This window comes from Ascidiaceihabitans sp., assembly GCF_039986515.1.
Classification (GTDB): Bacteria; Pseudomonadota; Alphaproteobacteria; order Rhodobacterales; family Rhodobacteraceae; genus Ascidiaceihabitans.
This window is the reverse complement of the sequence record NZ_JBDWQO010000007.1, coordinates 382,843-399,215: the sequence shown is the minus strand read 5'-3', so window position 1 is coordinate 399,215 and position 16,373 is coordinate 382,843. Positions and strand designations below refer to the sequence as shown.

Annotated in this window: 16 protein-coding genes; 11 read left to right on the top strand and 5 right to left on the bottom strand. The window is 52.9% G+C overall.

All coding sequences use genetic code 11. The features are described from left to right. Together ABJL60_RS04610 and ABJL60_RS04605 are read right to left on the bottom strand one after the other, a co-directional pair. Entirely contained in the window at nucleotides 1-1,134 is a 1,134-nt protein-coding gene (locus ABJL60_RS04610; RefSeq protein WP_348285524.1) for a Ppx/GppA phosphatase family protein, read from the bottom strand. Between the two features lie 132 nt (nucleotides 1,135-1,266). Continuing rightward, on the bottom strand, nucleotides 1,267-1,944 hold the full coding sequence (locus ABJL60_RS04605; RefSeq protein WP_348375037.1) for a sulfotransferase family 2 domain-containing protein: 678 nt from the start codon (nucleotides 1,942-1,944) through the stop codon (nucleotides 1,267-1,269). A gap of 238 nt (nucleotides 1,945-2,182) precedes the next feature. Here ABJL60_RS04605 and ABJL60_RS04600 point away from each other — a divergent pair, with 238 nt between their 5' ends. The 8 genes from ABJL60_RS04600 (at nucleotide 2,183) to ABJL60_RS04565 (ending at nucleotide 8,444) form a co-directional block, all read left to right on the top strand. Then, nucleotides 2,183-2,485: a virulence factor gene (locus ABJL60_RS04600; RefSeq protein ID WP_108828619.1), complete on the top strand. Its 303-nt coding sequence runs from the start codon at nucleotides 2,183-2,185 to the stop codon at nucleotides 2,483-2,485. Between the two features lie 28 nt (nucleotides 2,486-2,513). After that, complete coding sequence (locus ABJL60_RS04595; protein WP_108828620.1) at nucleotides 2,514-3,440, top strand: 5,10-methylenetetrahydrofolate reductase; 927 nt, start codon at nucleotides 2,514-2,516, stop codon at nucleotides 3,438-3,440. Nucleotides 3,441-3,452: 12 nt separating this feature from the next. Beyond that, entirely contained in the window at nucleotides 3,453-4,535 is a 1,083-nt protein-coding gene (locus tag ABJL60_RS04590) for a methyltetrahydrofolate cobalamin methyltransferase (RefSeq protein ID WP_108828621.1), read from the top strand. A gap of 190 nt (nucleotides 4,536-4,725) precedes the next feature. After that, nucleotides 4,726-5,004 (top strand): STAS domain-containing protein, encoded by a 279-nt coding sequence (locus ABJL60_RS04585; protein ID WP_348375035.1) that lies wholly within the window; start codon nucleotides 4,726-4,728, stop codon nucleotides 5,002-5,004. Continuing rightward, a complete protein-coding gene (locus ABJL60_RS04580; RefSeq protein WP_348285520.1) occupies nucleotides 5,001-5,366 on the top strand; it encodes a response regulator in 366 nt (121 codons plus the stop codon). Before ABJL60_RS04585 ends, ABJL60_RS04580 begins: the two co-directional genes overlap by 4 nt. A gap of 11 nt (nucleotides 5,367-5,377) precedes the next feature. Continuing rightward, nucleotides 5,378-7,489 carry a chemotaxis protein CheA gene (locus tag ABJL60_RS04575; protein WP_348375033.1) on the top strand — a complete coding sequence of 704 codons (2,112 nt, stop codon included), beginning with the start codon at nucleotides 5,378-5,380 and terminating at the stop codon, nucleotides 7,487-7,489. A 17-nt stretch (nucleotides 7,490-7,506) separates the two neighbouring features. Next, nucleotides 7,507-7,965, top strand: coding sequence for a chemotaxis protein CheW (locus ABJL60_RS04570; protein WP_108828625.1), 459 nt, complete (start codon nucleotides 7,507-7,509; stop codon nucleotides 7,963-7,965). A 92-nt stretch (nucleotides 7,966-8,057) separates the two neighbouring features. Further along, nucleotides 8,058-8,444 carry a response regulator gene (locus ABJL60_RS04565; protein WP_348285518.1) on the top strand — a complete coding sequence of 129 codons (387 nt, stop codon included), beginning with the start codon at nucleotides 8,058-8,060 and terminating at the stop codon, nucleotides 8,442-8,444. Nucleotides 8,445-8,999: 555 nt separating this feature from the next. Here the strand turns inward: ABJL60_RS04565 and ABJL60_RS04560 are convergent. Then, nucleotides 9,000-10,031 (bottom strand): ACP S-malonyltransferase, encoded by a 1,032-nt coding sequence (locus tag ABJL60_RS04560; protein WP_348375031.1) that lies wholly within the window; start codon nucleotides 10,029-10,031, stop codon nucleotides 9,000-9,002. Further along, complete coding sequence (locus ABJL60_RS04555) at nucleotides 10,028-12,220, bottom strand: thiamine pyrophosphate-dependent enzyme (RefSeq protein ID WP_348375029.1); 2,193 nt, start codon at nucleotides 12,218-12,220, stop codon at nucleotides 10,028-10,030. The genes ABJL60_RS04560 and ABJL60_RS04555 overlap by 4 nt, the downstream gene beginning before the upstream one ends. Before the next feature lie 111 nt (nucleotides 12,221-12,331). On the opposite strand from ABJL60_RS04555, the gene ABJL60_RS04550 reads away from it, so the two are divergent. Both ABJL60_RS04550 and ABJL60_RS04545 read left to right on the top strand, forming a co-directional pair. Then, a complete protein-coding gene (locus ABJL60_RS04550) occupies nucleotides 12,332-13,276 on the top strand; it encodes an aldose epimerase family protein (protein ID WP_348375027.1) in 945 nt (314 codons plus the stop codon). A 240-nt stretch (nucleotides 13,277-13,516) separates the two neighbouring features. After that, on the top strand, nucleotides 13,517-13,846 hold the full coding sequence (locus tag ABJL60_RS04545) for a TfoX/Sxy family protein (protein WP_348285514.1): 330 nt from the start codon (nucleotides 13,517-13,519) through the stop codon (nucleotides 13,844-13,846). Between the two features lie 107 nt (nucleotides 13,847-13,953). Here ABJL60_RS04545 and ndk read toward each other — a convergent pair whose 3' ends face one another. After that, complete coding sequence (gene ndk, locus ABJL60_RS04540) at nucleotides 13,954-14,376, bottom strand: nucleoside-diphosphate kinase (RefSeq protein WP_108828632.1); 423 nt, start codon at nucleotides 14,374-14,376, stop codon at nucleotides 13,954-13,956. A 143-nt stretch (nucleotides 14,377-14,519) separates the two neighbouring features. On the opposite strand from ndk, the gene ABJL60_RS04535 reads away from it, so the two are divergent. Then, the gene (locus ABJL60_RS04535; RefSeq protein WP_348375026.1) at nucleotides 14,520-16,364 is read left to right on the top strand and encodes an ABC-F family ATP-binding cassette domain-containing protein; all 1,845 of its coding nucleotides are present in this window, start codon (nucleotides 14,520-14,522) and stop codon (nucleotides 16,362-16,364) included. Nucleotides 16,365-16,373 lie beyond the last annotated feature (9 nt).

Below are 16,373 nucleotides of genomic sequence, written 5' to 3'. Positions count from 1 at the left end.
TCAAAACGCTCCACTGTCCAGAACGCCATCGGCGCTCATTTGTGCATATAACAGCCCTTCACGCAGACCGCGATCCGCAACTGACAATTTGTCTGTGGGCCAGCAGCGCATCAACGCCTGCAAAATCGCGGCCCCCGACATGATCAACGCCTGACGGTCTTGACCGATGCGCGGATCGGCGCGGCGCCCGTCAGGGCCCATTTCCAGATAAGAGCTGATCACGGTGTCGATTTGCGTCGACGACATGCGCAGCCCGTCCACCTTTGTGCGGTCGTACCGCTTCAGCCCAAGGTGACTGGCCGCCACAGTTGTGACGGTGCCGGACGTGCCGACAATCTGAAAACGTTCGCGGGCTTCTGTGTCGTGGTAGGGTGAAAAATCAGACAGGTTTTCTTCGAAAAACCAGCTCATAAGTGCAAATCGTGCGGCGTCGTTTTCAACATCATTAAACTGGTCGCGCAATGTCGCCACACCCAAAGGCACGGAAATCCAGTCAACGACCCGCGCCGCCGGCATTGATTTGTCCAGCGCGATAAACCCCGAATGTAACCGCATGATAGACTGCGGCCGATCCCGTTTAGGCACATTTTTCATGTCGATCCAAACCAGTTCGGTCGACCCGCCCCCGATATCTACAACCAACAGGTTTTCGGTTTTTTTACTGACCAATGGGGCGCAGGAAATGACAGCAAGCCGTGCTTCTTCTTCGGGCTTGATGATTTCAAGGCGCAGACCGGTTTCGCGGTGGGCACGGTTGATGAAATCATCCGCATTAAGCGCCCGGCGACAGGCTTCAGTCGCCACCAAACGCATGCGTTTGACTTTATGTTTGCGTAATTTTTGCTGGCAGATGCGCAAAGCCTGAACGGTACGCGCCATTGAACCGCGCGACAAACGCCCGCTTTTCTCAAGCCCCGCCCCCAATTGGACGGACTTCGAGAAACTGTCCACCACATGGAACCCACCCCCTTTGGGTTGGGCTATCAACATGCGGCAGCTATTTGTTCCCAAATCCAACGCAGCATAAAGCTGCTCAGACCGGGGCTGTGCCGGTACGGGACGTCTTTTTGACGGACGTTTTACAACGCCCTTATCGTTTTGCGCGCCCGCACCATCGGGACGCTGTGGCGCCATCTTGCGCGCCTTTCATATCGAGTTGTGTTTACGATAAGCCTGCAACCCAGCACACGCAAGACCCAAGCGCCGCACAGACCCATTTAGGGACCGGACCCATTTAGCGACCAGACCCATTTAGCGACCGGACACCTAAAATGCCTGCAATTGCGCCGGGCGTTTGCTGTAGTGGTTGATCAAGAACCCATATTCTAAACACAACCACGGCGTCAGCGCTTTTACAGTTTCCGGTTTCAAATCATCCAGCGTCAACGTCATCGAACTGGTGTTTTCGCGCCCAATCTCGAATGGCGCATTGGTCCAATCCTGCACGTCTCTGACAAGATCAGCCATTTTCTCCGTGGTATAAACTTTAGTAAAAACACTCAAATCCGGCCCGGTAAAAAGCCAAGTATGCATCGCATGGTGCTTGATTGAAGAGGCCGCCTTTCGATAGGTGTCGATATTTTGAAAGAAGAAATCCGGATCTGGTTCAACGGGCAGATTATATGTGCCATTCTTGAGATTACGGCTATTTTTAAGTTCACCGCGTTCGACAACCCTGTTCGTATAGCATGCCATCAAACGCTTGACCGGATCACGAACAACAGCGAACCCAAACCAATCCTTTTCAATATTCCTCTGCCAGCGATGTATTCTGAATTTTTGCGTCGGATAAACTGAATGCCATTTGTCATAGTCATATTTTGTTTCCGGCAGGCTTTCGACATCCACCGCAGGATCAATCATCGCCAGCGCTTTTTTCACCGAGGAACACGCCGCTTTTGGCAGCGCCATATAGGCTATCTTATGTGCTTCGACTTTGATCATTTTGGTATGCAGCCTCACGCTTTTGCACATGTGATCCATGCTTTGGACACAACCTAAAACATCGCACTCATGAAAACCATGAGGATTTTGAGCCCCCCGCGCACTGGCCCCTTTGACAGAGCCCGCCTAAACAGGTGCAGACAAAGAGGTCGCGGACAGCTTCGTTTCTGTCGAAAAACGACGCCGGAATGCGCAAAACCTGCCCTACACAGGCCAAACCAACCAAGGGGAATCACACATGCCAGACGTCACGATCGTATATTGGCGCGACATTCCTGCCCAAGTCATCGTGGGCAAAGGACGTCGTGGATCAAAACGCCAGCTGGAAGAGCGGTTTGAACAAGCCATCGACCGCGCCGCCATGAAAGTGAACGCCAAAGATGCCGATGCTTATCTCGCCGAATGGCGCAAAGCGGCCCCCTACCCCATGGACGGTGACCCCGACCAGATCGCAGAGGCAGAAGCCCTGCGTCTGGAAGCCGAATATGATGCAGATCGCATCAAGGCGTTGATTGCAAACGACGGACACGCCCCAACCTGACGGGTCCACTCCTTGGAAAGGAAAGCTGATGGCTTTGTTCAATTTCAAAAAATCCGAAGGTCCCGATGCGGGCCGTTTGTCCCCAGAGGTTGAAAGCTTTCTGCAAGGCTATTCCATCGAGGTGATGCCCCGCACTGCTGCAAAAGTGGACAACTTTGGCGACATCTTGCCTGAAGGCACACGCGTCTACATCGCGCACATCGAAGGCACCCCCATCGAAGACATGGTCGACACCGCCAAGCGTCTGAACGCCGAAGGCTTTGATGTGATGCCGCACTTTCCGGCCCGCATCATCAAAGACGCATCCACTTTGCAGGACTGGATCGCCCGTTATCAAGGCGAAGCAAACGTCGATCAGGCGTTGCTATTGGCCGGCGGCGTCACAACGCCCCATGGTGACTTCGACAGCTCCATGCAGCTTCTGGAAACAGGTGCGTTTGACGCGGCCGGCTTCAAACATTTGCATGTTGCGGGCCACCCCGAAGGCAACAAAGACATTGATCCCGACGGCAGCATGAAAAACGTCGATGACGCGCTGCGCTGGAAGCAGGATTTTTCCACCCGCACCGATGCGAAGATGGCTTTGGCCACTCAATTTGCCTTTGAAGCAGGTCCGATCATCGAATGGGCTGATGCGCTGAAGGCAGCGGGCATAGATTTGCCCATTCACATCGGCATTGCCGGTCCCGCCAAGCTGCAAACCATGATCAAATTTGCTATTGCTTGCGGCGTTGGCCCCTCTTTGCGTGTGCTGCAACGGCGCGCCAAAGACGTCACAAAACTGCTTTTGCCGTTTGAACCCACGGAAGTTATCTCAGAATTGGCTGCACACAAAGCGGCCAACCCAGATTTCAACATCGCCCAAGTTCACTTCTTCCCGCTGGGCGGCATCAAAACCAATGCAAATTGGGCTATCGAAAACGGTGGGGCCGCAGCCACACCGAAAAACGCATAAAGGATTGCCGTCATGGTAAAAACAATTGTCGAATCCAAGACAAAAACAGCCGTCATCGGGTTTGACCAACCCTTTTGCGTGATCGGAGAACGGATCAACCCAACGGGCCGCAAAGTACTGTCCGAAGAATTGGAACGCGGTGATTTTTCACGCGTTGAAGCCGATGCATTGGCACAGGTCATGGCGGGCGCGAATATCCTCGACATCAACTCTGGCGCTGTCTTTTCCAACAAAATGGCCGAAGACCCCCGCTATGCGGACAACAACTTTGTTGAGCCCATGTTGATGACTGAACTGGTGCAGCGCGTACAAGCCATTACAGACTGCCCCTTGTGCATCGACAGCTCTGTTCCGGGGGCTTTGGAAAACGGTTTGGCCGCTGCCGAAGGTCGTCCCCTTCTAAACTCGGTTACGGGCGAAGAAGAACGTCTGGAAATGGTTTTGCCGTTGGTCAAGAAATACAACGTACCTGTTGTCGCGATTTCCAACGATGACACAGGTATTTCCGAAGATCCGGATGTGCGTTTCGCTGTTGCCAAGAAAATCGTGGAACGGGCGGCTGATTTCGGCATTCCCGCACATGACATCGTTGTTGACCCATTGGTTATGCCGATTGGTGCGATGGCCACTGCCGGACTTCAGGTTTTCACGCTTGTACGCCGTTTGCGCGAAGAACTGGGCGTGAACACCACATGTGGCGCGTCCAACATTTCTTTTGGCCTGCCGAACCGTCACGGCATCAACAATGCGTTTTTGCCGATGGCAATGGGCGCAGGAATGACGTCAGCGATCATGAACCCTGTGGCTTTGCCGGTTGGCCCAAAGCGTTTGGCAGAGAAACGCGCGGAAGTCGAAGCATCAGGTATCATCTTACCGGCTGATATGGATGACGAAGCTTTTGCACAAATGTTTGGGATCGGATCGACCCAGGCGCGCGCAGGCAAGGAAATGGAAGCCATTCGCGCAGCCAATTTCCTAACAGACAATGACCCGCACGGCGGTGATTGGATCAGCTTTAACAAAGTGGCACCCAAAGCTGGCCAAGAAGGCCGCGGGCGCGCCGGGCGCACCGGTGGACGCCGCCGCAAGGCCTAATCGCTACACAAAACAACAGTTTTTAACGCCCCGTTGCCTCCGCAACGGGGCGTTTTTTTTGGAGGTAAAAAAGAAATTTTAGCTAGTAACGGTGTCTTAAGAACCCCTCGGCTAAACAGAGACCGTTCTAATTGAGACTGGATGGAGAACGCGATGACGATGCAACAGGTTGGTAGTTTGGGTCAGATTAATGGCTGAGACAATTAAACTAACAGCGCGGCTCGATCTGTCCTTTTCTGAGAAACTGTTATCGGATTTGAAAGCAGTCGATGCAGGCACCGACATTATTTTGGACGCCTCAGACGTCGTACATTTCGGCGCATTAGGTGCACAGGCCATTTTGGCAACGGCACGGCGCACCCACGCATCAGGGGCATCTTTAAAGCTTGAAAATGTCAGCGAACGTGTCGAACGGCAATTGGGCTACATGGGGCTCAATTCCGCAAACCTCATGGAGGGCACAGCATGAGCCTTGAAATTTTGGCCGTTGATGACAGCCGTACAATGCGTGAAATGATCCGACTGGCGTTGGAACCGGTCGGTTTTACTGTCCATACTGCCGATGACGGTATTCACGGTGTCGAAATTCTTGAAAACCTTTCCCCTGACGCGATTATCACCGACATCAACATGCCTCGGATGGACGGCTTCGGGTTCATCGACGCGGTCCGCCAAAAGAATTCATATCGCGCCACGCCTATTTTGGTCCTGACCACTGAAGCTGCACCTGAACTTAAAATGCGTGCGCGGCAAGCCGGGGCAACAGGGTGGATCGTGAAGCCGTTTGAACCGACGAAATTGATCAAAGCGCTTCAGATGGTTGCCGGGTAAGGACAAAAGACATGACCGAACCAACCGATCCAATGGCCGAAATTAAGGCCTCATTCTTCATTGAATGTGAAGAATTGCTTGAAGCGATGCACGATGGGTTGCAGACCATTGACGACGGCGAATGGGACGCTGAAACAATCAACGTCGTCTTTCGGGCGGTCCATTCGATCAAGGGTGGTGCCGGTGCTTTTGGTTTGGAAAAACTGGTCCGGTTTGCGCACCGATATGAAACAGTGATGGACAGTATCCGATCGGGTACTTTGGAAATCGACAGCAGTCTCTTGAAACTGTTCTTCCGTTGCGCTGATCACCTTTCAGATCTTGTTCGTGCAGCACGGGACGGTTTTGATCTACCAGACGATCAGGGGAAACTGCTGACTGATGAGCTTGATGCTGCAAATGGCGGAAGCCCGGAAGAAGAAGCTGAAGAAGAAATCTACTTCCAACCATTGGGGCTAAATTTGGACCTGGATCTGGACTTACCCGATATGTCCGTCGAACCAGAGCAGCCCAAATTCTACATTCATTTCACCCCTAATGCAGAACTTTTCGAAACTGGAAATGAACCGTTTCAAATTCTCAAAGCATTGCAAGAACTGGGTAAATGCAAAACCGAATGCAATCTGGACAGGCTGCCGAGCTTAGAGGAATTGTCGCCAGAAATCCCTTATCTTTCATGGCAGGTGACGCTCTCGGCAAATGTTGAAACCGCTGAAATCGAGTCTGTTTTTGAATTTGTCGAAGGACTGTGCGACCTTAAAATTTATTCGGACAGTGCGCAAAGCGCAATCGTCGCACCTGAAGCGGAAGATCTGCCTGATCTGCCAGAACCTCCACCTACACAAGATGACGAACCTGATACTGATCTCGCAAAGAAGCCTCCACAACCCGTGCAAACGCCGCCCAAAGCACCCGGAGCCGCTGCAGCGAAGTCCGTTGTGCGTGTAGATTTGGACAGAATTGAACGTTTGGTAAACTTGGTCGGTGAATTGGTTATCAACCAGGCCATGTTGTCGCAAAGTCTGGAAGCAGCCGGACTGTCACCACATTCGGATGCGATGAACGGACTGGAAGAGTTTCAACGTCTCACCCGTGACATTCAAGACAGTGTCATGATGATCCGTGCACAGCCTGTTAAATCTCTATTTCAAAGAATGTCACGTATCATACGTGAAGCATCTGCAGCCGTTGATAAAGACGTTCGGCTGGAAACTGACGGCGAAAACACCGAAGTCGACAAAACTGTCATTGAACGTCTTGCTGACCCCCTGACCCATATGATTCGAAATGCTGTCGATCACGGGTTGGAAACAACTGCAGACCGCAAAGCAGCGGGGAAATCCTCACAAGGGCAAGTCCGTTTGACCGCTGCGCATCGCTCGGGCCGCGTTGTGATTGAAGTTTCAGATGACGGCGGCGGAATAAACCGACCCAAAGTTCAGCAGATTGCCATCGAGAAAGGGCTCATTCCTGCTGACGCTGTACTTCTGGACACAGAAATTGACAATCTGTTGTTTCTTCCAGGCTTTTCAACCGCAAGCAGCGTGTCAGACCTTTCGGGACGCGGTGTGGGAATGGACGTAGTAAGGACTTCTATTCAGGCTTTGGGCGGACGCATCACAATAACCTCCCAAAAAGGGGTTGGCACAACTTTTTCAATATCTTTGCCATTAACACTGGCCGTGTTGGATGGAATGGTTGTTCAAATCGCAGAAGAAACGCTTGTTCTACCTTTAAATGTCGTGGTCGAAACACTGACCCTTACCGAAGAAAATTTGGACCAGGTCCGCCCTGGGCTTGACGTCGTTCGGGTCCGCGGAGAGTTCGTTCCCCTTTTCGATCTGGGGGTCTCTTTAGGGTACCGGGAAACTAAAGACAGCTACATAGATTCAGTCGTATTGTTGATTGTTCAGGAAGACGGCAATAGGGCCGCGCTTATCGTTGACGATATTCAAGACCAACGCCAAGTGGTGATCAAAGGGTTAGATGACAGCTTCTATCGTGCCCCCGGAATAGCCGCAGCAACCATTCTGGGTGATGGGCAGATTGCCCTTATTCTCGACCCTTCGGACATAATTGTTCAAGCGCAGGATAGTTCAGCTGCGACCAGATTTGCTTCGTAAATGACAGGACATTTCAAATGACCGATGTAGAAACCAGCGTACCTTCCGAATTGCTCACCTTCCGTCTTGGGGACCAAGAGTATTCACTAGACATCATGTGTGTCCGAGAAATCCGAGGATGGACGCGGACAACGCCGTTGCCACATGCGCCTAAGCATATGAAAGGCGTTATAAATCTCCGCGGCACCGTTCTTCCAGTAATGGATTTAGCGGAACGACTGGGAATGGAATCTCGAGAACATACCGAGCGAAATGTCATTATTGTCGTCAAACACAAAGATAGCATGACGGGGCTTCTTGTAGACGCCGTGTCGGATATTATCGCTTTAACGGAAAGCGATCTTCAACCTCCTCCTGAAATGTCAACAAGTTCACAAGCTGGTGTTATTAAGGCCCTTACTCTGCTGGATGAACGCATGATCCGGGTGTTGGATTTGTCGAACATTATAGAGCTGGAAAAAAGTGAGGCCGCCTGACCAAAAAAACAACAGAACAGACGCTTCGAAATCATCCGATTTTGAAAAAGAAAAATCAAATTTTCGACCACCGTACACCGTAGGGAAAATAAATGGCACTGAGGGATCAAATCAGAATTATGGTCGTCGATGACATGTCCACAAGCAGAGGACTGATAACTCAAGCCCTCGATTCATTTGGTATTCCAAATGTGTCGTCAGCCGAAGACGGTGCAGATGCACTTCGGGTTCTGGCCAAGGCTCCAGTTCACTTGGTCATATCTGACTATAACATGCCAAATATGGACGGCCTAAAGTTACTTCACAGCTTACGCAGCGGAGAAAAGACAAAAGGCGTTGGGTTTATTCTCATAACCGGCCGTGCTGAACAGCAAATTATAGACTATGGGCGTAAATTAGGCATGAATAACTATTTAAAAAAGCCATTCGACCCAGCAGATTTGCGCAGATGCATAGAGACCGTTGTTGGTCCTTTGTAAAAATGAAGGATCATGATCCAAATTCCGAAGTACAATATTTGTTGACTGTTTTGGGCAGGATGGCCCAGCACGTCGCGAACTTGTCGAGAACTTTGACAACCACAGAAGACTTCATGACAGAACATTTCCATGTCATCGTGTCCAAACATCCGAATGCTATGGAAGACTTTCAGCGGCTAGACTTTTTGAACCAATCGATTATGGACACGTCCAGATTGCTATGTAGTCTTAGCGAAGGGTGTACGGACCCAAAACAATTGGTTCAAGATCTACATCTGGCAACGACACAGCATCTGGTATGCCCAGTCACGTCTGAAAAAATGCATGAAGATGATTCAGGCAATGTAAATTTGTTTTGACATAATGTCCGTGACACCAATATTTTGCTAGATCAAAACAGTCGGGGTTTGGCTGCCGTAACGGGATTCTGAAAGTAACCTTAAAAACCAGACCCAACGGAAATTCAATCCATCGGCTCACTGGTCTGATTAGAGGTTACTCAACAACGTCGGTGCGGCTGCGTTTCACAATCATGAAAAATGATACCGAGGTTCATCACTTATCCACTTTTCGTCTTTGATCGTCTCGCCCCATAGCACTCAACAACCCAGTTTCGGCCTGAAGCTGCAAAAAACTGTCTCGATCGCGCATACCCAACCACCCGCAGCCCACCAGAGATTGTGCAACAGCGCCGCCCAACGTCGTACCTGGCCCCGCGACAACAAACAAATCGGGGGCGAATTCTTTTGCTGCAACCTGTACAGCTTTCGTAAAATTATAGGTTTCACAGATCTGGTCGCCTAAAGTGTAGGCCGCCAAGGCCTGAAGGTCCGACATGTCAGGCCACCAGATCTTACCGGTTCCGTCAATAATGGGGACGTTGGGCGCACTCCAATCAATATCAGCCAGAGCCTGCCGCCCCAGTTGCGCAACTTTTTGTTGCATGTGCGTGTGAAATGCGGCGTGGTTTTTCAGCCTTAATGGGAATACGCCCTTCTGCGGAACCGCTTTTTCAAACGCCGCCAACCCGGCAATGTCCCCTGCGACAACAAGCATGCCACCTAAATCAATAGACAAAGACAACTGATGTTGAGGCTTTGACGCTATGTCTGAAATCAAGTTTAAAAGCCGCTGCTTTTCAACCTCATCACTTTGCCAGTCATCGGCAACAAAAGGATACACAGTTTGCCCGCCAACACCGTGGTCCTCCATCAAACGGCCCATGGTGTCGGCCACTCGAAAACCGTCTGCAAGCGACACAGCACTGGCAGCGGCCAAAGCCGTATACCAACCCATCGAATTGCCTGTAATCGCAACAATTTCAATGTCATCCGCCAAGACCTGAGCATCCAGGGCCCCACACGCAAAGATCAAAGCCGACGCAACACTGCCAGTCGAATAGGTTTCCGGTTCAAACTTTGCAGCACCGTCAAGGTCCGACACAGTCAAGTGACCATTCGATTTCCTATGCGCGTCGAATTGTCGAAGAGTGTCGTTTTCAAGCCCGTGATGCCGCGACAAATACCCCAGTTCAGGCGCATTATACGTCCCCCTTCCAGGGAAAATCAGCACCGCACGGCGGGTCATGCGCCCTCTCCTGCGACCATGTTTCTGGCCATCGCAACAATTCCCTCACGGGATGGAAGTGTTGCAGCATAGGCCGGACCCGTCGCAATAAAGCTGTCTTCAGCCGCCAAAATACCAACCGAATTTACGTTGTTCCGGGCCAGCAACGCGATCAGCGCATCGCCCTGTCCGCCGGTGCGCCGACATTCGTCCACGACCAATACGTGATCGCAGCCTTGAACAGCTTGCACAATTGCAGCTTCGGCCAAAGGCGCGATCCAACGCATATCAATAACACGCGCATTGATGTTGAGCCCCCCTAAATCAACCTGCGCCTGACGCGACAGATAATGCCCATTGCCATAGCTCAGTATCGCGATGTCGGTGCCATCACCATGCACACCGACATCGGTTAACCCAATACTCTGACGGCCCAAAGGATACGTCGACATCCAGCCACCATCGCCAGTTTGTGCAAGATCGCGCATAGGATAAAGGGCGATAGGTTCTACAAAAACCACGACCCTTTGTTCTTCACGCGCCAACCGAACGGCTTCGCGCAACATGCCCACAGCATCCGCCCCATTGGACGGGCAGGCAATAATCACGCCAGGAATATCGCGCAGAACAGCTAAGGAGTTGTCGTTGTGAAAATGCCCCCCGAAGCCCTTTTGATACCCAAGCCCTGCGATGCGCAAAACCATCGGGTTGGTGAATTGACCATTTGAAAAGAACGGCAGCGTCGCCGCTTCGCCGCGCAATTGGTCTTCGGCGTTGTGCAGATAGGCCAAGAACTGGATTTCAGGGATCGGAATAAATCCGTTGTGCGCCATGCCAATCGCAAGACCAAGGATACTTTGTTCGTCCAACAGGCTGTCAATCACACGGTCTGGCCCGAAACGTTGCTGCAACCGCTGTGTAACACCGTAAACCCCGCCCTTGCGCCCGACATCTTCCCCCATCATCACCGTTTCGGGATGGTCCAACATAATGTCGGTCAAAGCCCAATTGATCAGCTTGGCCATAGGCTGCGGCGAAGCTTGTGCTTTTGCGTCACTGCCAAACACCGCTGTCCGCGCTGATGTGCTGGGTCCATTGCTTGGGGCGCAGGTGCGCTTTGGCGGAACGATGGCCGCCATCACATCTTGGGCCGTCTGCAGATGTGGCCGCGTGACCACTGTGGCCGCCACGTCTTTGACGCGCGCGGCTGTGGATGTGTAGATGTTCAAAGCATCTTCCGGCACCAACACCCCCGCATCCCGAAGCAAACGCACGCCGTGCAACAGCGGATCATTTGCCTCATCCGCCTCCACTTCGGACCTGGGCAAGTAACTGGTGGCGATATCTGCACCAGCATGACCGTACAGACGTACCATTCTGAGGTGCAAAAACGCAGGCTTGCGCCGTGTACGCACATAATCGGCAGCCGCTTGGGCCGTGGCGTATGTGTCATAGATATCCAAACCGTCAGCCTCAAAATACGCAACCCCGGGGCGGTGTTTCATGGATGCCGCAATCCAGCCCTCAGGCGTCTTTGTCGAAATCCCGATGCCGTTGTCTTCACACACAAACAGCAAAGGCAAAGGTGTGGCCTGAACAGATGTCCAACCCGCGGTGTTAAACGCCCCTTGTGCTGTGGAGTGGTTGGCAGACGCATCGCCGAAACTGCACATCGCAATGCCGTCTCGCGGCAATTCCCGATGTTCCGGGGCGTGCCTGCGGGCCAACCCAAGTGAAAATGCGGCCCCGACGGCTTTTGGCAAATGACTTGCGATGGTTGATGTCTGGGGTGGGATCATCAGCGACTTTGATCCCAGAACTTTGTGCCGCCCGCCGCTTGTCGGATCTTCGGAGGAACAGGCAAAACTCAGCAGCATGTCCCATGTTATCGTCTGCCCTGGCACTTGATCCGCGCGTGCGATTTGGAAAGCTGCATCGCGGTAATGCAAAAACGCAATGTCATCGGGACGTAACGCACGTGCCACAGCCGCCATCCCCTCGTGGCCGGACGATCCGATGGTGTAAAAACCCTGCCCCGCCTTTTGCATGTCACGGCTGGTCAAGTCTAACGCCCGGCTCAGGCAACCTGCCCGAAAAATCTCGATCGCTGTGGTTGCGTCCAAACCAGATTTCGGCGCGACCCCCTGAGGGAAATCCTGCGCCTGCACGCGCCGCAAGAAATTCTCATGCACGATTTTTGCGCGGTCCATTGGGGCATCCTTTTATTGGTGTTGCTTGCACAAAAGGCTTGATCGGCGCCAAGGTCAAGCTTTGTCAAAGCGTGTCTTGCAAAAGCTGTGGATACGATCAAAATATGAAACATGACTGACAAATTCACCTTATCTTGCGGCCCCTTACAAGCAGAAATTCTGGCCCAAGGGGCAACCTTGTCTCGTCTGCGCTACGTGAAACGCGACCTTTTGCTGGGGTTTGAGGATTCAGCAAACCATGCGAACATTCCTATCTTTGCCGGTCCATTGGTCGGACCGATCGCAAACCGTCTTGCGAAAGGCCAATTGGTCATCGATGGAAAAACCTATCAAATGCAAGGTAACGAAAACAACCGTACCACCCTTCATTCGGGTGACAGCGGATTGCACGCCATTCATTGGACGGCCTGTGAAGTCACCCCGACACAAATCACCCTAAAGTGCGTTTTGGAAGATGGCGTTGGCGGCTTACCCGGGCTTCGTAAAATTACAGCAACCTATCGTTTGACCGCGAACGCACTAAGTTTGGATATCACGGCGACGACGACGCAAAAAACCCCGATGAACATCGCCCACCATCCCTATTGGGCATTGGACAAAACGATCTCGGACACGAAACTTTGGCTGGCGGGGGACCGGTATGTAGAAGTGGACAACGCGAACATTCCAACAGGCCAGACGCCCAAGACCGAAGGAACAGTTCTTGATTTCAACACGTTACGATACCTACCTCATACGAAAAACATAGACCATTGTATTTGTTTGCCTGGATCAAAACACATGACCCCCCGCCACATCGCAACGCTGCAGGCAAGCGACGGGTTATGCGTGGACATCGACAGCACGGAAGCGGGCCTGCAGGTCTATGACGGCGCAGGTCTGCCGCAAAACGCAACCTGTGGCAGCGTTCCCCATGCGCTGGCGCCCTATGCCGGTGTTGCATTGGAACCCCAAGGTTGGCCAGACGCCCCAAACCATGGCCATTTTCCAGACATCCTGTTGGCCCCCGGCGACACCTATCGCCAAACCACCCGTTACCGCATTTCAAAAGGGTAAAGCCCCGCTAACCTGGTCATAATCTTGCCACATTTGCGCCCCCCTGTAACCTTAGAGCTGTGGTGAAGTTAACGGGTTCATAACCCATTGAGGTCCACAATGTCACAAAAAGACCAGGCACCAGCCCCGCAACCCGTTCAAGCGCAGGACAACCGCCCTGCCCCCGTCATCACGGATTACGCCAGCCTTTAGGCACGTTGTATTGATGACAAACTGAACCACAGGCCCTAAGATCAGGGCATGACAACGCCTGTATCTTCTATCCGCAATCTAGGCCCTGCCATGGAAGCGTCCTGTGCAAAGGCGGGGATACATTCTGCGGAAGAATTGCGGGCACTTGGGCCGGATGAAACCTACCGTCGCCTTTTGCAAACCGGCATGAAGCCGCACTTTATCGGGTATTACGTGTTGGTGATGGGCCTTCAGGGGCGTCCATGGAACGATTGCAAAGGCGATGAGAAACGCAAATTGCGCAAAGTCTTTGATCAGATCAAATCCCAAGCCTCCGATGAAGGGCGTGGGGCATTCGAGCAAATGATGAATAAAATCGGAATTTTGGAAAGGCGCTAAAACAGGCGCCCACCGTACGTCATACAAAACAAACCTATTTCTACAAAAAAGGGCCGGTGACTTGCACCCGCCCTTTTTCTAATCTTGTCGCTAGAAGCAGTTAGGGCTTAGCCCACCAACTCCAAACCAGAGAAGAAATACGCGATTTCAACTGCAGCTGTTTCTGGCGCATCGGAACCGTGAACAGAGTTTTCGCCGACGCTTTCGGCAAATTCCGCGCGGATCGTGCCGGGTGCGGCGTCAGCTGGGTTTGTTGCGCCCATGACTTCACGGTTCTTCGCAATGGCGCCTTCGCCTTCCAGAACCTGCACAACGACGGGTTCGGAAATCATGAACTCGCACAATTCGCCAAAGAAAGGACGCTCAGAATGGACGCCGTAGAATTCTTGCGCTTGCGCCAGCGTCATCTGGATGCGCTTGGATGCAACAACGCGCAAACCGGCTTCTTCGAACTTGGCAACGATCTTGCCTGTCAGGTTGCGTTTGGTGGCATCTGGTTTGATGATGGAAAAAGTACGCTCAAGCGCCATGGTATTCACTCCTGGGATGGTGCGGACCCCGGCCCGCCTTGACTATTGCGCGCCGCCTACCATGCACGGCGGCCCTTGAAAAGAACAATTCCGCCCGCCCACCACCGATTGACAGTGCAGCGCCCTTGCGCCACACCGCGCCCATGTTGCGCATCAATGATATATCCTATTCCGTCGAAGGCCGCCCGCTGCTTGCTGGTGCCAGTGCTGTCATTCCCGAAGGCCACAAGGTTGGCCTGATCGGGGCCAACGGTGCAGGCAAAACCACGCTGTTCAAGCTGATCCGCGGCGAATTGTTGCTGGACGGTGGCGACATTTCATTACCCTCCAAGGCCCGCATCGGTGGTGTGGCCCAAGAAGTCCCCGCATCCGAGACATCGCTTGTCGACACGGTTTTGGCCGCCGACACCGAACGCGCATCTCTTTTGGCCGAGCAGACCGAAGACCCCAACCGCATCGCAGAAATCCAGACCCGTCTGGCCGACATCAACGCATGGTCGGCCGAAGCACGCGCATCCTCGATCCTTAAGGGCCTCGGCTTTGATGACAAAGAACAACAGATGCCCTGCTCTGACTTTTCTGGCGGTTGGCGGATGCGTGTGGCGTTGGCCGCGGTGCTGTTTTCGCAGCCCGACCTGTTGCTGCTCGATGAACCGACCAACTATCTTGACCTGGAAGGTGCGCTTTGGCTTGAGGCTTATCTCGCCAAATACCCCCATACGGTCATCATCATCAGCCACGACCGTGGTTTGTTGAACCGCGCCGTAGAAGGTATTTTGCACCTCGAAGAACGCAATCTGACGTTCTATTCCGGCCCTTATGACCAATTCGCCCGCCAACGCGCCGAACGCCGTGCGGTGCAGGCTGCCATGGCCAAGAAACAACAGGCGCGCAAAGACCACATGCAAGCCTTTGTAGATCGCTTCAAAGCCAAGGCATCCAAAGCGAAACAGGCGCAGTCCCGCCTGAAAATGATAGAAAAGATGGATATGATCGCGGCCCCCGAAGAGGCTGCAAAGCGGGTGTTCACCTTTCCCGAACCCGAAGAAATGTCGCCGCCCATCATCAACATTGAAGGCGGCTCTACCGGCTACGGCGACACAGTTGTACTGAAAAAGCTTGACCTGCGCATCGACCAGGACGATCGCATCGCGCTGCTGGGCAAGAACGGGCAAGGCAAGTCGACCCTGTCCAAACTGCTGTCTGACCGTCTGGATTTGATGGGTGGCCGTATGAACCGCTCCACCAAACTGCGCATCGGGTATTTCGCACAGCATCAGGTGGATGAATTGTTCGTGGACGAGACGCCGCTGCAACACTTACAGTCCATGCGTCCCGGCGTTCTGCAATCCAAGCTGCGGGCCAATCTGGCGGGCTTCGGTTTGGGGCCGGATCAGGCCGAAACTGTTGTAGGACGCCTCTCTGGTGGGCAAAAAGCGCGGCTTTCGTTGTTGCTGGCCACGCTGGACGCACCGCATATGCTAATTTTGGACGAACCGACAAACCACCTGGACATCGAAAGCCGCGAAGCCCTGGTCGAAGCACTAACCGCCTACACCGGTGCGGTCATCTTGGTCAGCCACGACATGCACCTGCTGAGTATGGTCGCAGACCGGCTTTGGTTGGTGTCTGATGGCACAGTAAAGCCCTACGACGACGATCTGGAAAGCTACCGCAAACTTCTGCTGTCCAGCGACAAACCTGCCAAGGCAAAGGCGGCAGCGCCCAAAGCACAAAAGCCCAGTCGGGACGCAATGTTGGCGTTGAAAGCCGAGGTGCGCAAATCTGAAGACCGTGTCGAAAAACTGAATACAATGCGCGACAAGCTGGCCACCAAACTGGCAGACCCTGCCCTTTATGAGGACAGCAAGCTTGGGGAAATGGAAGTTTGGCAGAAGAAGTACGCCGAAGTCATGAACGCGCTGGACCGCGCCGAAGCCTTGTGGATGCAGGCTTTGGAAAAGCTTGAAAAAGCCAATGCCGCATAGACCACAAGC

Coding starts and splice junctions, on each gene's coding strand:
- ABJL60_RS04610 (WP_348285524.1), bottom strand. CDS start 1,134: ATGGCGCCACAGCGTCCCGATGGTGCGGGCGCGCAAAACGATAAGGGC.
- ABJL60_RS04605 (WP_348375037.1), bottom strand. CDS start 1,944: ATGATCAAAGTCGAAGCACATAAGATAGCCTATATGGCGCTGCCAAAA.
- ABJL60_RS04600 (WP_108828619.1), top strand. CDS start 2,183: ATGCCAGACGTCACGATCGTATATTGGCGCGACATTCCTGCCCAAGTC.
- ABJL60_RS04595 (WP_108828620.1), top strand. CDS start 2,514: ATGGCTTTGTTCAATTTCAAAAAATCCGAAGGTCCCGATGCGGGCCGT.
- ABJL60_RS04590 (WP_108828621.1), top strand. CDS start 3,453: ATGGTAAAAACAATTGTCGAATCCAAGACAAAAACAGCCGTCATCGGG.
- ABJL60_RS04585 (WP_348375035.1), top strand. CDS start 4,726: ATGGCTGAGACAATTAAACTAACAGCGCGGCTCGATCTGTCCTTTTCT.
- ABJL60_RS04580 (WP_348285520.1), top strand. CDS start 5,001: ATGAGCCTTGAAATTTTGGCCGTTGATGACAGCCGTACAATGCGTGAA.
- ABJL60_RS04575 (WP_348375033.1), top strand. CDS start 5,378: ATGACCGAACCAACCGATCCAATGGCCGAAATTAAGGCCTCATTCTTC.
- ABJL60_RS04570 (WP_108828625.1), top strand. CDS start 7,507: ATGACCGATGTAGAAACCAGCGTACCTTCCGAATTGCTCACCTTCCGT.
- ABJL60_RS04565 (WP_348285518.1), top strand. CDS start 8,058: ATGGCACTGAGGGATCAAATCAGAATTATGGTCGTCGATGACATGTCC.
- ABJL60_RS04560 (WP_348375031.1), bottom strand. CDS start 10,031: ATGACCCGCCGTGCGGTGCTGATTTTCCCTGGAAGGGGGACGTATAAT.
- ABJL60_RS04555 (WP_348375029.1), bottom strand. CDS start 12,220: ATGGACCGCGCAAAAATCGTGCATGAGAATTTCTTGCGGCGCGTGCAG.
- ABJL60_RS04550 (WP_348375027.1), top strand. CDS start 12,332: ATGACTGACAAATTCACCTTATCTTGCGGCCCCTTACAAGCAGAAATT.
- ABJL60_RS04545 (WP_348285514.1), top strand. CDS start 13,517: ATGACAACGCCTGTATCTTCTATCCGCAATCTAGGCCCTGCCATGGAA.
- ndk (WP_108828632.1), bottom strand. CDS start 14,376: ATGGCGCTTGAGCGTACTTTTTCCATCATCAAACCAGATGCCACCAAA.
- ABJL60_RS04535 (WP_348375026.1), top strand. CDS start 14,520: ATGTTGCGCATCAATGATATATCCTATTCCGTCGAAGGCCGCCCGCTG.